Here is a 13,899-nt window from a genome sequence, read left to right on the forward strand (position 1 = left end):
TGAAATCGTTCGTGTACAAGGAATCCGTTGCCAACAGCCACGAGCTCTACCTGTGGGGCAACACTGCTTACGCGTTCGGCACCAAGCTGACCGACAGCTTCGCCAAATTCCGCTGGTGCCCGAACATCATCGGCCCACAGAGCGGTGGCGCTGTTGAAGACCTGCCGCTGCACCATTTCGAAAGCATGGGCGAAATCGAAACCAAGATCCCTACCGAGGTTCTGGTCAGCGACCGTCGTGAATACGAACTGGCCGAGGAAGGCTTCATCTCCCTGACCATGCGCAAAGGCTCCGACAACGCGGCGTTCTTCTCCGCGAGTTCGGTGCAGAAGCCGAAGTTCTTCGGCATCAGCGCTGAAGGCAAGGCTGCAGAGCTGAACTACAAACTCGGCACTCAACTGCCGTACATGATGATCGTCAACCGCCTGGCTCACTACTTGAAAGTGCTGCAGCGCGAGCAACTCGGTTCGTGGAAAGAACGTACCGACCTCGAGCTGGAACTGAACAAGTGGATCCGTCAGTACGTTGCTGACCAGGAAAACCCGAGCGCCGAAGTGCGTGGCCGTCGTCCGCTGCGCGCTGCGCAAATCATCGTCAGCGACGTTGAAGGCGAGCCGGGCTGGTACCGCGTGAGCTTGAACGTGCGTCCGCACTTCAAGTACATGGGTGCCGATTTCACCCTGTCGCTGGTTGGCAAGCTGGACAAAGAGTAAGAGCGACTCATGGACGGATACGGCAGCCTTTTCGAACGCCTTAATGGCGATGCAGAAAAACGCAGTGGTTGGAGCCGCGAGGTTTCCGCCATGGCGTCCGTGGCTGCCCATCTGGCCAAAATGCTCAGCACCCGGGCCGGCAGCGTGCAAACGCTGTCCGACTACGGGTTGCCCGATCTCAATGACATGCGTCTGAGCCTGCACGACTCCCTGAGTCAGGCCCGTCTGGCCATCGAAAACTTCATCGAAGCCTACGAGCCGCGCCTGAGCAATGTGCGTGTCATTTCCCTGCCGCGTGACCACGATCAGCTGCGCCTGGCCTTCAGCATCGAAGGCCTGCTGGAAGTTGATGGTTTCAAGCGACAGGTCAGTTTCGCCGCGCGCCTGGATGGCAGCGGACAAGTGAAGGTCAACTAAGGAGATTCCCGATGTCTGGCAAACCCGCAGCACGCGTATCCGACCCCACCGCTTGCCCGCTCCCCGGCCACGGCACCAACCCGATCGCCGCCGGTTCCGGCGACGTGTTCTTCGACGGCCTCGCGGCCGCCCGCCAAGGCGATGCCTCGGCGTGTGGTGGTGCGATGGTCGGCGATCTGGCGACCACGGTGTTGATTAACGGCAAACCTGCTGCAACGGTCGGTTCGGTGGGTTCGCATGGGAACAAGGTTACGGCTGGGTCCGGGACGGTGATTATTGGCAATTCGCATACGCCGGCGCCGTTTGTGCCGCCAGTTCCAATGCCTGGCTATTTCAATGACTTTTTCGTTTTGAGGGACGACGAAGGTAGCCCGGTGGCAAATTACGGCTACCGATTGGAGACCGAGTCAGGTGAGATTTATGAGGGCGTGACGGACGCCAACGGCCACACCAAAGCTGTTAGCACCGGTAAAGCTTCCCAGATATTGAAAATTTCCCTGCTTCCTCCAGCAGGAGTCGCGAATGTCTAACGTTACGCCTCTGGCGCAGGCTCCTTCCACCCCTTCTACCAATCGTGAGGGGCAGGTCGCGACCGTAAAATTAGCAAAGCTTTCAACTTATGAATTCAATATAAGATCGTTTCACCCAGGGAAAACGTTTGGGTGGAGCGGCTTTTACTTCGAAGGTGATGCACGCGGCTTTTCGTTAAAGCCAAGCGGCCTCTCTGGCGCTCAAGGTACGCTAATAACTTCACGTGTATGGCATAGGTTTTTTGTAAAGCTGGCAACGAACGAAGTTGTTAATACGCAAACGGAGTCGAATGATTCCGGGAAGGCGGGTGAAGAACATACTCACTATGATGCAGAGTTAAAGCCCAAAGGCGGAAGCTGGCCATCAATTAAAAGTGAAAAGGGTGCAGTCACTACTGTTTGGGTTGATGGTGGTTACGCAGGTGAGAATCACGCTTTTCCATTTTCAGCGGAAACAAAAAAATTGACAGGAATGACATTCGTGCCAAGCCTGGACGTAAGTTACAAAGTTATAATGACGCTCGATCGAGTGGCAAAGCATTTAGATGTAGTGACATATATAACTGGTGATGGATTTCCGAACTGTGAGGCTTTTATTACTGATGCTTCTGGACAGTCTGTTTTTTTAGGTGTGCATGTTCGGAAGGCTGCAGCTCTTGTTGCGCTATTTGGTGATAAGAAGTATCCGATGATCTCTTCGGCGATTCGCATAGAAGTTGATGAAGAGGGGAACTTCAAAGGCACTCTTGGAAACGAGATGAGAAGGCGAAAGTTAAAAAAAGAAGCTCTGGAAATGCGGCCGATTGAGGAGTGGAATAATTTTTTCAAAAATCTTAGTCCGAACGATGGCCGCTGGATGGGTATCTGGGAAGAGCCTATGCCGGACGACTCTACCGAGTCGACGTTGAAATGACGTATGTGAGTTATTTTAAAACAGCGATTTGGTTGCCAATGGTGGTGTTGCCGGTTTTGCTGTTGCTTGATGCTTTCTATTTTTCCAGCCCGCTACGTGGTGGGATGGAACAGTTCGTCCTTATATACGTTCTTGGTTTCGGGCTGGTGGCCTATGTGTTATTCGCGGTCTTTTCTACTCGTTTGATTTCTAGGAGAACTGAGCTTGAAGTCGTACGTCTTGCTTGGTGGGCTCCTGTAGTTTTTATCCCGTTTTATGGTGTGCCTTGGGTTGTTTATGGCATCGGATGTTTGGCGTTTGGCAGGCTAGCGGGTCTGGGTATGATGTTTTTGTGGTTAACTTATATTCCCTATGTTTTAGTGGTTGGCGCATTTTTTTCAGTTGTTACGGTTGTTGCTTTTAAAGTCTTGAGTAAGTTTTTACTGTTTTCCGAGAAGCGTTAGAAATGCTTGTGATAAGCCCTGTTATGTGGCGTATCAAAAAAGGTGGTTGTTCCAAATGGTAGTAAGCTCGTGATTTGGAAATCGAGAAAGGTGAAGTGATGAGTGCAGCTCTATTATATTTTTCAAATGATGAAGTATGTAGGCGCAAGCTCATGAAGCTGTCTGTCGCAATTCTTGCTGTGGCTTTGTTTTCACTGACAAACGTGTTTCCCAATGCGCTCATGATGTTGATGGATGGTGTTAACTTCATCCCGTCTGAATCCTCCATTTTTTCATTCAAGCCTTATGAGATAAATGAGGGGTCGTCGAATTACTGGATCTATGGCGAGGATAGTAAGAACTATTACTACTTCTCCTACGAGCCCGCAGCGCCTTACGTATTCATTCGTAAATCCAATGCATGTCCGTCATTTGATCGGCTTGACCATGCCACGTGGTGCGCCGCAGAAGGCGGCGGTCAAAAATGAACCGGCATTTCGGTGGCGGAGCGTTTTTTTTATGAGTTCATTTTTCAGGCAGGTACCCCGTGTCCTTTAACCACTACTACCAAAGCGAACTCACCGCACTGCGCCAACTCGGTCGCCGTTTCGCCGAGCGTAGTCCGGCGTTGGCGCCGTATCTGGGCCAGGCCGGGCGGGATCCGGACGTGGAGCGGTTGCTCGAAGGCTTTGCGTTTCTCACCGGGCGTTTGCGCCAGAAGCTCGACGACGAGTTGCCGGAGCTCAGCCATTCGCTGATGCAATTGCTCTGGCCCAACTACATGCGCCCGCTGCCGGCGTTCAGCATTTTGCAGTTCGATCCGCTCAAGCGTTCGGGCCCGGCGCTGGTGGTCGAGCGTGATACGCCGGTGGAGAGCAAGCCGATCGAAGACGTGCGTTGCCGCTTCCGCACCTGCTACCCGACCGAGGTGTTGCCGCTGGATCTCGCGGCGCTGAATTACTCGGTGAAGGGCGACGGCTCGCTGCTGAGTCTGCGTTTGGAAATGAGTGCCGACGGCCACCTCGGTGAGCTGGAACTGAGCAAGCTGCGCCTGCACTTTGCCGGCGAGCGTTACATCAGCCAGATGTTGTACCTGAGCCTGCTGCGCAACCTCGAAGGCATTGAGCTGATCCCGCTCGACGGCGCCGGCAAGCCAATTGATGGCGTCAGCGGCAAGCCGATGGCGTTCAAGATTCCCGGTGACCGGGTCACCCCGGTGGGCTTTGCCGAAGAAGAAGCGTTGATCCCGTATCCGCTGAACACCTTCCGTGGCTATCGCTACCTGCAGGAATACTTCGCCTTTCAGGACAAATTCCTCTTCGTCGACGTCAACGGTCTGGACATCCTCAACGCGCTGCCGCAGGACACCCTCAAGCAGATGCGCGGTCTGGAATTGCGCTTCGACATTCGCAAGAGCGGCATCCTGCGCATGCGCCCGACACTGGATAACGTGAAGCTGTTTTGCACGCCGATCGCCAACCTGTTTGCCCACGATGCGTTGCCGATTCGTCTCGACGGCAAGCAGGACGAATACCTGCTGCTGCCCGCGGAATACGATCTGGAAAACTGCGGTGTGTTCTCGGTGGAAACCGTGACGGGCTGGAAGCCCGGCGGCCTCGGTTATCAGGAATACGTGCCGTTCGAATCCTTCGAGCACGACCCGAGTTTCGACGTGCCCAACAGCCGTCCGCATTACAGCATTCGCCAGCGCTCGTCCTTGCTGCACGACGGCCTCGACACTTATTTGAGCTTCGGCATTCGCCACACCGAAGCCCACGAAACCCTGTCGATCGAGCTGATCTGCACCAACCAGAATCTGCCGCGCAAGCTCAAGCTCGGCGACATCTGTGTGGCCTGCGAAGAGACGCCGGAGTTTCTCAGTTTCCGCAACATCACCCCGGCCACGTCGAGCTTCGCGCCGCCGCTGAACCGAGACTTCCTGTGGAAGCTGATCAGCAACATGTCGCTTAACTATTTGTCGCTGGCCGACGTCAATGCGTTGAAGGTGATTCTCGAAACCTACGACTTGCCGCGCTACTACGACCAGCACGCGGAAAAAGTCAGCAAACGCCTGCTCGGCGGCCTGAAGAATATCAAGCACCACCACGTCGATCGCTTGCACCGTGGCTTGCCGGTACGCGGCTTGCGCACCGAGCTGACCATCGACCCGGAAGGGTACATCGGTGAGGGCGACCTGTTCGTCTTCGCCTCGGTTCTTAACGAGTTTTTCGCGCTTTACGCCAGTCTCAATTCATTCCACGAGCTGCGGGTAAAAAGCACACAGGGAGAGGTGTACCAATGGACACCACGTATGGGCCTGCAGCCCCTGCTTTAAGCGGGCTCACCAAGGCGATACGCGAGTACTCGCTGTTTCAGGCAGTGCTGCTGGTGATCGATCGGCTGCGCGAGGCACACCCGTACCTGAGCGAAGACGATTTGTACGATCAGCTGGAATTCCAGGCCAATCCGAGCCTGGGTTTTCCCGGCAGCGACGTCGATCGCGTTGAGTTTTTCGAAGAGCACGGGCAGATGCGCGCGCGCATGCGTTTCAACCTGATCGGCCTGGTCGGTTCCGGTTCGCCGCTGCCGGCGTTCTATGGCGAACAAGCCCTGGGCGATAGCGAAGACGGCAACCCGACGCGCAACTTCCTCGACCTGTTCCACCATCGTTTGCAACGGCTGATGCTGCCGATCTGGCGCAAATACCGCTACCGCGCAAGCTTCCAGAGCGGCGCGCTCGACCCGTTTTCGGCGCAGTTGTTTGCGCTGATTGGCCTCGGTGGCGAAGAGATCCGCAAAGCTAAAGAACTCAACTGGAAACGCCTGCTGCCGTACCTCGGTTTGCTTAGCCTGCGCGCGCACTCGGCAGCGTTGATCGAAGCCGTGTTGCGTTACTACTTCAAGCACGAAGACCTGGTCATCGAGCAGTGCATCGAGCGCCGCGTCGAGATTCTCGAAGAACAGCGCAATCGTTTGGGCCGCGCCAACAGCCTGCTCGGCGAAGACCTGGTGCTCGGCGAACACGTACGCGACCGCAGCGGCAAATTCCGCATTCACATCACCGAACTCGACTGGCAGCGATTCCATGAATTTCTGCCGATCGGTTTTGGTTACCAGCCGCTGTGCGCGCTGGTGCGGTTCACCCTGCGTGACCCGCTCGATTACGACATTCGCCTGGTGCTGCGCCAGGAAGAAATCCGCGAACTGCGCATCGGTGAGCAGAACGCCTGTCGCCTCGGTTGGACCAGTTGGCTGGGCCGCGAAAAAGCGGACGGCGTGGTGACCCTGGGCAGCAAAATTCATTAAGGACGTGAGCCATGATCAACGTAGACCTGCAACAACTCATTCAGGCGCTGGACGCCGAAACCCGTCGTGATCTGGAGCGTTCGGCCGAGCGTTGCGTCGCCCGTGGCGGCAGCAAAATCCTCGTCGAAGACTTGATGCTCGGCCTGCTCGAACGTCCGAACGGCTTGCTCGCCCGCGCGTTGCAAGACGCCGATGTCGACGCCGGTGAACTCAGCGCGGCGCTGCAATCGCGCGTCGAGCACAGCGCTTCGCGCAACCCGGTGTTCGCCCCGGAACTGGTGCAGTGGCTGCAAGATGCGTTGCTGGTGGCCAACCTCGAACTCGGTCAGACCCAGGTCGAAGACGCCGCGCTGATCCTTGCGCTGCTGCGCAACCCGATGCGTTACGCCGGCAGCCGTTATCAGCCGCTGCTCGCCAAGCTGAACATCGATCGCCTGAAAGAATTTGCCCTGTCGCAACAGGAGCAACCGGCGGCCAATGGCAAACCGGCCGCGCAGGGCGAGTCGCTGTTGCAGCGCTTCACCCACAACCTGACCCAACAGGCCCGTGACGGCAAACTCGACCCGGTGCTGTGCCGTGACGGCGCGATTCGGCAGATGGTCGACATCCTCGCCCGTCGCCGCAAGAACAACCCGATCGTGGTCGGTGAGGCCGGTGTCGGCAAGACTGCCATCGTCGAAGGTCTGGCCTCGCGCATCGCTGCCGGTGAAGTGCCGCAAGTGCTCAAAGGCGTTGAACTGCTGTCGCTGGACATGGGCCTGTTGCAGGCCGGCGCGAGCGTCAAAGGTGAATTCGAACGTCGTCTCAAAGGCGTGATCGACGAAGTCAAAGCTTCGCCGAAACCAATCATTCTGTTTATCGACGAAGCGCATACGCTGATCGGCGCGGGCGGCAATGCTGGCGGTTCCGACGCCGCTAACTTGCTGAAACCGGCACTGGCGCGTGGCGAACTGCGCACCATCGCCGCCACCACGTGGGCCGAGTACAAGAAATACTTCGAGAAAGACCCGGCGCTGGCCCGTCGTTTCCAACCGGTGCAATTGCACGAACCGACCGTCAGCGAAGCGGTGACCATCCTCCGTGGTCTGGCCCAGGTTTACGAGAAGAGCCACGGCATCTATCTGCGTGATGACGCAGTGGTCTCGGCGGCGGAATTGTCCGCACGTTACCTGGCCGGTCGGCAACTGCCGGACAAAGCCGTTGATGTCCTCGACACCGCTTGCGCCCGCGTACGCATCAGCCTCGCCGCTGCCCCGGAAAGTCTGGAGCGCCTGCGTGGCGAACTGGCTGAAGGTGGCCGTCAGCGTCAGGCCCTGCGCCGTGACGCTGAGGCTGGTCTGCTGATCGATCACGAAGCGCTGGAGGCTTTGGAAGCACGTCTCGACGACGCCGAAGACGAAATGGTCGCGCTGGAAACCCTGTGGACTGAACAGAAAACCCTGGCCGAGCGCCTGCTCGATCTGCGTCAGCAACTGGCCAAGGCCCGCGAAGCCGCTGCCGTTGAACCGGTGCTCAGCGTTGAAGAAGACGCCGAAGGCACCGTCATCGAAACCCTCGCTGCCGAGGTCGAAGAAGGCCAAAGCGTCGAAGCGCTGGAAGCCCAACTCAACGAAACCCACAGCGCGCTGACCGCCGCCCAGGTCAAAGAACGTCTGGTCAGTTTCGAAGTGTGCCCGCGTCTGGTCGCCGAAGTGATCAGCGCCTGGACTGGCGTGCCGTTGGCGCAACTGGCTCGCGAACACAACGCCAAAGTCGCCAGTTTCGCCACCGATCTGCGCACGCGCATTCGCGGTCAGGAACAAGCCGTGCACGCACTGGATCGCTCGATGCGCGCCACCGCTGCCGGCCTGAACAAACCTGATGCGCCAGTCGGCGTGTTCTTACTGGTCGGCCCGAGCGGCGTCGGTAAAACCGAGACCGCGCTGGCCCTCGCTGACCTGCTGTACGGCGGTGACCGTTTCATCACCACCATCAACATGTCCGAGTTCCAGGAGAAGCACACCGTCTCGCGCCTGATCGGCGCACCGCCAGGCTACGTCGGTTACGGCGAGGGCGGCATGCTCACTGAAGCGGTACGACAGAAACCTTACTCGGTGGTGCTGCTCGATGAAGTCGAGAAGGCCGATCCGGACGTGCTCAACCTGTTCTACCAAATCTTCGACAAAGGCGTGGCCAACGACGGCGAAGGTCGCGAGATCGACTTCCGCAACACGTTGATCCTGATGACCTCGAACCTCGGCAGCGATCGCATCAGCGACCTTTGCGAAAACGGCGCGCGGCCGACCGCCGAAGTGCTCGAAGAAACCATTCGCCCGGTGCTCAGCAAACACTTCAAACCGGCGCTGCTGGCGCGGATGAAAGTGGTGCCGTACTACCCGGTCGGCGGCCCGGTATTGCGCGAGCTGATCGAGATCAAACTCGGTCGTCTCGGCGAGCGCCTCAGCCGTCGTCAGCTGGATTTCAGCTGGTGCCAGAACCTCGTCGATCACTTGTCCGCGCGCTGCACGCAAAGCGACAGCGGCGCGCGCCTGATCGATCATCTGCTCGATCAACACGTGCTGCCGCTGGTGGCCGATCGTCTGCTCGACGCCATGGCCACCGGTGAAAGCCTGAAGCGCGTGCACGCCACGCTCGACGGCGAAGCCAGTGTGACGTGCGAGTTCGCCTGAGGTGGGCGTGATGTTCACTCAAGTGCCGCAACCGCTGGTGTATGCCGAAGCGTTGCTGGCGCAGTTCGCCAGTCTGTCGCGCGCGGCGGACGGTGCTGCGCTGCTGGGTGACTTCGTGCGCGGCTTGGCCGAGTTGAGCGGTTGCGAACTGGCGCAGTTGTATCTGCTCGACGCCACCCACACCTGCCTGGGGATGAACGCCGAATGCCTCGACGGCGCCCTGCAACCGCGTGAAGCGGCGAGCCTGCCGGCGGATTACAACGGTGAGCAACTGCTGCAATTCGCCCTGTGCCAGAACCGCGTGGTGTGTCTCGACGACTTGAGCGGCAGCCTGCACGAAACCAGTTTTCTGCCGGCGGTGGCCTCGCCGTGGCAGTCGCTGTTGTGCGTGCCGCTGGTCAATCAGCACAAGGCTGTCGAAGGCTTGCTGCTCTGCGCCAGCCGCCGTCGCACCGACCTGCAAGGTTTCGCCGATTCGCTCGGTCAGCTCGGCTCGTTCGTGCTCGGCCAACTGCATTTGCTCCAGCGTCTGCGTCAGCCACGCGATGTGTCGGCACCGGTGGCGCGCAGCGTGCCGAGCATCAGCGGTTACGGCTTGATTGGCAAAAGCACCGCGATGCGCCAGACCTACTCGCTGATCGGCAAAGTCCTGCACAGCCCGTACACCGTGCTGTTGCGCGGCGAAACCGGCACCGGCAAGGAAGTCGTCGCGCGGGCGATTCACGATTGCGGGCCGCGTCGCTCGCAGGCGTTCATCGTGCAGAACTGCGCGGCGTTCCCTGAAAACCTGCTGGAAAGCGAGCTGTTCGGCTACCGCAAAGGCGCCTTCACCGGCGCCGATCGCGACCGCGCCGGGCTGTTCGACGCGGCCAATGGCGGCACGCTGTTGCTCGATGAAATCGGTGATATGCCGCTGTCGCTGCAATCGAAATTACTGCGCGTGTTGCAGGAAGGCGAGATTCGTCCGCTGGGCTCCAACGACACGCACAAGATCGACGTGCGCATCATCGCCGCGACTCACCGCGATCTGTCGGTGCTGGTCAGCGAAGGTAAATTCCGCGAGGACTTGTACTACCGCCTCGCGCAATTCCCGATTGTGCTGCCGGCGTTGCGTCAGCGCGAAGGCGACATCCTCGACCTGGCGCGGCATTTCGCCGAAAAGGCCTGCGCCTATTTGCAACGAGATCCGGTGCGCTGGTCGGACGCGGCATTGGAGCATCTGGCGGGTTACACCTTCCCCGGCAACGTCCGCGAACTGAAAGCGCTGGTCGAACGCGCGGTGCTGTTGTGCGAGGGCGGCGAGTTGCTGGCCGAGCATTTCTCCCTGCGCATGGAGCCGATGCCCGAAGACAACAGCAGCCTGAATCTGCGTGAACGCCTGGAGCAGGTCGAGCGCACGCTACTGCTCAACTGCCTGCGCAAAAACGACGGCAACCAGACCCTCGCCGCCCGCGAACTGGGCCTGCCCCGCCGCACACTGCTATACCGCCTCGGCCGCCTGAATATCAATTTGGGTGACTTCGATGGTTGAGCAGAAAGTGATCGCCTTGTCCCGCACTTCCACGGCTAATGAATTCCTTAAGGCTGTTGATTCCCCTGTGGCGAGGGGATTTATCCCCGATCGGCTGCGCAGCAGTCGCAGTCCGGTAAACACGGTTTCACTCAGAGACCGCGCTGGCAGGTTTTGGGGGCGCTGCGCACCCCATCGGGGACAAGTCCCCTCACCACAGGGGATCAACATTCCTCCCAAAAGTGGCTGGAGGCTGCGATCTAGAGCCTCCCAAACCAACAAATTCGCTAATAACGGCGCCGCCCGCAAGGGCCGGCGCTTTGTGCTTTGTCTACCCCTGGAGACCCTCTGATGTCTGTTCGTCACTGGCACGCTGTCCTGCTGACCCTCGTCGTTCTATGCGGCCTTGGCGGCTGTAGCGGCAACTACAAATTCAACGACAACGACTATCGCCCGCTGGGTGATCCGCAAGCGGCCAATCGCGGTAAGTGATTGCAAGGAGCAGCAAACATGGAATTGGTTTTCGAAATGCTGAACACCAAGCAATTCGTGCCCACCGAGTTGTGCCAGAAGACCTTCAAACAGGCCGGCGGCGTGATCGGGCGGGGCGAGGATTGCGACTGGATCATCCCTGACCGCAAGCGTCACCTGTCCAATCACCACGCGATTGTCAGCTACCGCGAAGGCTCGTTTTTCCTGACCGACAGCAGCAGTAACGGCATTCAGGACGGCGGCAGCGGCGCGCGTCTGCACAAGGGCGAACCGGTGCGCATTGAGCACGGCAGCACCTACGTGCTAGGCGACTTCGAGATTCGTGCGCGACTGGTGCGTGACCCGGCCACGTTCGACGGCGAAGCTGGCCGTCCGCGTGCGGCGGGCAGCATCATTCCTGACGACGCATTCCTCGACCTCGACCCGCTCAATGCCATCGAACAGCAAGAGCGCGTGTACTCGGAAATCGACGAATTGCTGGCGCCGACCGCCAAACCCGAAGACTCCCGTCAGCGTGCCGACTACGCACGCATCGACATGGAAAGCCTGATGGTGCCGGAGCTGATCGCCGCTCCCGCCGAGCCTGAACCCGCGCCGGCGCCGAAGCCTGTTGAACGGCAAAGCGAAGGTTTCTGGGAGCACTTCGGCGCCGCGCTGGGTGTCGACGTCAAAAGCCTCCACCACGACGAACGCGAAGCGCTGGCACTGAATGCCGCGCGTTTGCTGCGTCAGAGCGTCGGCGGTTTACAACAGAGCCTGCGCACCCGTTCGGAGCTGAAAAACGAGCTGCGTCTGGCGCAGACCATCGTCCAGGGCACCAACAAGAACCCGCTGAAATTCGCCGTCGATCCGAGCGAAGCGCTGGAGATTTTGTTGCAGCCAAGCAAACCCGGTCATCTGCCGGCCGAGCAAGCGATCTCCCGCGCGTTCCGTGATCTGCAAGCGCATCAGGTGGCGCTGCTGACCGCCAGCCGCGCCGCCGTACGCGGCACGCTGGAGCACTTCTCGCCGGAGCAATTGACCCTGCGTTTCGAGCGCGACAACAAGCCGCTGATCGCAACATCGGGTGGGCGCTGGAGAGCGTTCGGCCGTTATCACCAAGCACTGCGTCAGGACGATGACTGGAGCGAGCGCCTGTTGGCCCGCGACTTCGCTCAGGCCTACGAAGAACAGATCCGTCTGATTTCCACCCTCCACACCGACCACCAAGGATGATGCGCATGTCTCGCCGCTCGACCGCTTTTTTCCAGACGCTGACTGCGCTCACTTTGCTGGCGTTGCTCGCCGGTTGCTCGTCGCTATCGCCGTACTCGAACGTGACCAAGGTCAATCTGAAACTGACCGGCAGCGATCAGTTGAACCCCGATCTCAACGGCCGTCCTTCGCCGATCGTGGTGCGCCTGTTCGAACTCAAACACCCGGTGACCTTCGAAAACGCTGACTTCTTCAGCCTCTACGAGCGCGCCAAGGAATCCCTCAACCCGGATCTGGTGGCCACCGAAGAACTCGAACTGCGCCCGGGTGAAACCGTCGAGCTGAAGCTCAGCGTCGAGGAGGGCAGCCGCTATGTGGGGGTGCTCGCCGCTTACCGCGATCTGCCGGAAACCGAGTGGCGCTACACCGTGCAGGTCACCCCGCAGGAACTTACCGAGGCTGATCTGACCCTCGATCAGACGGGTATCCGCAACAGCCAAGAAACGCTCGCCAAGGCGGATAACTGATCATGAATACCCATAAAGTCATTTGGCAGGAAGGCATGCTGCTGCGGCCGCAGCACTTCCAGCACAACGATCGCTATTACGATCACCAGATGAAAACCCGCACCCAGTTGCTGGGCAGTTACACCTGGGGTTTCCTCAATCTGGAGATCGACCTGCAGTTCCTCAACATGGGCAAACTGGTGGTCAGCCAGGCCTCGGGGATTCTTCCGGACGGCAGCCTGTTCGAACTCGGCGGCAACACTGAACCGCTGGCGCTGGACGTCCCGCCGAACACCGGCAACACGCCGATTTATCTGGCGCTGCCGCTGGTCACCGGTAACCACATCGAGGCGCGCCGTCCGGAGCAGTCCGACGTGCTCGCGCGCTTCACCGCGTACGACGCTGAAGTGGCTGACTCCAACGCCGGCGACGATTCCGCCAGCCAGGTCAGCTGCGGTCGCCCGGATTTCAAACTGATGCTCGGCGAGCAGCAGAGCGATCAGGCCTACGTAAAACTGAAAATCTGCGACGTGCTCGACACCACGCCCGACGGCGTGATCAGCCTCGATCCGGATTTCGTGCCGACCTACATTCAGGCTCACGCGTCCAGCTATCTGCTGTCGTGCCTGAAAGAAGTCATCAGCATGCTCAACCACCGTGGCGACACGATTGCCGAGCGGATTCGCTCCAACGGCAAGGTCGGCGGCGCTGAGGTTGGCGACTTCATGATGCTGCAACTGATCAACCGCACCGAGCTGTTGCTGCGTCACTACCTCGGTCTGGAGCAAGTGCATCCGGAAGAGTTGTACCGCACGCTGCTGACCATGCTCGGTGATCTGGCGACGTTCTCCGGCGAGAGCAAACGCCCGCGTCTGGACAGCCGTTATTCCCACGCCGATCAGGGCGGCAGCTTCCGCAAACTGATGGAAGCGATCCGTCAGGTGCTGTCGATGGTGCTCGAACAGCACGCCATTGAACTGATCCTGCAAGCGCGTCAGTACGGCATCATCGTCTCGCCGTTGCACGACCACAAACTGCTCGGCACCGCGTCGTTCGTGCTGGCAGCGAGTGCCAACTGCGATTCCGAAGAACTGCGCCACCGCTTACCGGCGCACCTCAAGGTCGGCCCGGTGGAGCGCATCCGCCAACTGGTCAACCTGCATTTGCCGGGGATCAAGGTCAAACCGTTGCCGGTGGCCCCGCGGCAGATCGCGTTCCACTCCAACA

At 59.2% G+C, this 13,899-nt stretch carries 14 protein-coding genes; all 14 read left to right on the plus strand.

The window, feature by feature from the left end; translation table 11 throughout:
- Window positions 1–713: type VI secretion system contractile sheath large subunit (tssC, locus tag ACIP1X_RS25185; protein WP_400755626.1), on the plus strand; the 713-nt coding region annotated here is incomplete at its 5' end.
- Window positions 714–722: 9 nt separating this feature from the next.
- Entirely contained in the window at window positions 723–1,130 is a 408-nt protein-coding gene (tssE, locus tag ACIP1X_RS25190) for a type VI secretion system baseplate subunit TssE (protein ID WP_212545367.1), read from the plus strand.
- Between the two features lie 11 nt (window positions 1,131–1,141).
- On the plus strand, window positions 1,142–1,660 hold the full coding sequence (locus ACIP1X_RS25195; protein WP_122596753.1) for a PAAR domain-containing protein: 519 nt from the start codon (window positions 1,142–1,144) through the stop codon (window positions 1,658–1,660).
- Window positions 1,653–2,573, plus strand: coding sequence for a hypothetical protein (locus ACIP1X_RS25200; RefSeq protein ID WP_122596752.1), 921 nt, complete (start codon window positions 1,653–1,655; stop codon window positions 2,571–2,573). The genes ACIP1X_RS25195 and ACIP1X_RS25200 overlap by 8 nt, the downstream gene beginning before the upstream one ends.
- 5 nt (window positions 2,574–2,578) lie before the next feature.
- Entirely contained in the window at window positions 2,579–3,016 is a 438-nt protein-coding gene (locus ACIP1X_RS25205) for a hypothetical protein (protein WP_163004677.1), read from the plus strand.
- 152 nt (window positions 3,017–3,168) lie between these two features.
- Window positions 3,169–3,483 carry a hypothetical protein gene (locus ACIP1X_RS25210; RefSeq protein ID WP_400755627.1) on the plus strand — a complete coding sequence of 105 codons (315 nt, stop codon included), beginning with the start codon at window positions 3,169–3,171 and terminating at the stop codon, window positions 3,481–3,483.
- A 59-nt stretch (window positions 3,484–3,542) separates the two neighbouring features.
- The gene (tssF, locus tag ACIP1X_RS25215; RefSeq protein ID WP_053125099.1) at window positions 3,543–5,330 is read left to right on the plus strand and encodes a type VI secretion system baseplate subunit TssF; all 1,788 of its coding nucleotides are present in this window, start codon (window positions 3,543–3,545) and stop codon (window positions 5,328–5,330) included.
- On the plus strand, window positions 5,294–6,301 hold the full coding sequence (gene tssG / locus ACIP1X_RS25220; RefSeq protein WP_053125097.1) for a type VI secretion system baseplate subunit TssG: 1,008 nt from the start codon (window positions 5,294–5,296) through the stop codon (window positions 6,299–6,301). Before tssF ends, tssG begins: the two co-directional genes overlap by 37 nt.
- 11 nt (window positions 6,302–6,312) lie before the next feature.
- Entirely contained in the window at window positions 6,313–8,970 is a 2,658-nt protein-coding gene (gene tssH, locus ACIP1X_RS25225) for a type VI secretion system ATPase TssH (protein ID WP_400755628.1), read from the plus strand.
- Window positions 8,971–8,980: 10 nt separating this feature from the next.
- Window positions 8,981–10,501: a sigma-54-dependent Fis family transcriptional regulator gene (locus ACIP1X_RS25230; protein WP_053125093.1), complete on the plus strand. Its 1,521-nt coding sequence runs from the start codon at window positions 8,981–8,983 to the stop codon at window positions 10,499–10,501.
- A gap of 330 nt (window positions 10,502–10,831) precedes the next feature.
- A complete protein-coding gene (locus tag ACIP1X_RS25235; RefSeq protein ID WP_053125091.1) occupies window positions 10,832–10,972 on the plus strand; it encodes a hypothetical protein in 141 nt (46 codons plus the stop codon).
- Window positions 10,973–10,990: 18 nt separating this feature from the next.
- Entirely contained in the window at window positions 10,991–12,187 is a 1,197-nt protein-coding gene (gene tagH / locus ACIP1X_RS25240) for a type VI secretion system-associated FHA domain protein TagH (protein WP_400755629.1), read from the plus strand.
- 5 nt (window positions 12,188–12,192) lie between these two features.
- Window positions 12,193–12,693: a type VI secretion system lipoprotein TssJ gene (tssJ, locus tag ACIP1X_RS25245; protein ID WP_053125087.1), complete on the plus strand. Its 501-nt coding sequence runs from the start codon at window positions 12,193–12,195 to the stop codon at window positions 12,691–12,693.
- Window positions 12,694–12,695: 2 nt separating this feature from the next.
- Window positions 12,696–13,899 (plus strand): type VI secretion system baseplate subunit TssK (gene tssK, locus ACIP1X_RS25250; protein ID WP_400755630.1); only part of this gene is annotated, 1,204 nt, incomplete at its 3' end.

The sequence above is a fragment of the Pseudomonas sp. NPDC088885 genome (assembly GCF_044750025.1).
Taxonomy (GTDB): domain Bacteria; phylum Pseudomonadota; class Gammaproteobacteria; order Pseudomonadales; family Pseudomonadaceae; genus Aquipseudomonas; species Aquipseudomonas rustica.

Bases quoted from the DNA above. Each gene is read 5' to 3' on its own strand.
- tssE (WP_212545367.1), top strand. From the start codon at position 723: ATGGACGGATACGGCAGCCTTTTCGAACGCCTTAATGGCGATGCAGAA.
- ACIP1X_RS25230 (WP_053125093.1), top strand. From the start codon at position 8,981: ATGTTCACTCAAGTGCCGCAACCGCTGGTGTATGCCGAAGCGTTGCTG.
- tssG (WP_053125097.1), top strand. From the start codon at position 5,294: ATGGACACCACGTATGGGCCTGCAGCCCCTGCTTTAAGCGGGCTCACC.
- tagH (WP_400755629.1), top strand. From the start codon at position 10,991: ATGGAATTGGTTTTCGAAATGCTGAACACCAAGCAATTCGTGCCCACC.
- ACIP1X_RS25195 (WP_122596753.1), top strand. From the start codon at position 1,142: ATGTCTGGCAAACCCGCAGCACGCGTATCCGACCCCACCGCTTGCCCG.
- ACIP1X_RS25200 (WP_122596752.1), top strand. From the start codon at position 1,653: ATGTCTAACGTTACGCCTCTGGCGCAGGCTCCTTCCACCCCTTCTACC.
- ACIP1X_RS25235 (WP_053125091.1), top strand. From the start codon at position 10,832: ATGTCTGTTCGTCACTGGCACGCTGTCCTGCTGACCCTCGTCGTTCTA.
- tssH (WP_400755628.1), top strand. From the start codon at position 6,313: ATGATCAACGTAGACCTGCAACAACTCATTCAGGCGCTGGACGCCGAA.
- ACIP1X_RS25210 (WP_400755627.1), top strand. From the start codon at position 3,169: ATGAAGCTGTCTGTCGCAATTCTTGCTGTGGCTTTGTTTTCACTGACA.
- tssJ (WP_053125087.1), top strand. From the start codon at position 12,193: ATGTCTCGCCGCTCGACCGCTTTTTTCCAGACGCTGACTGCGCTCACT.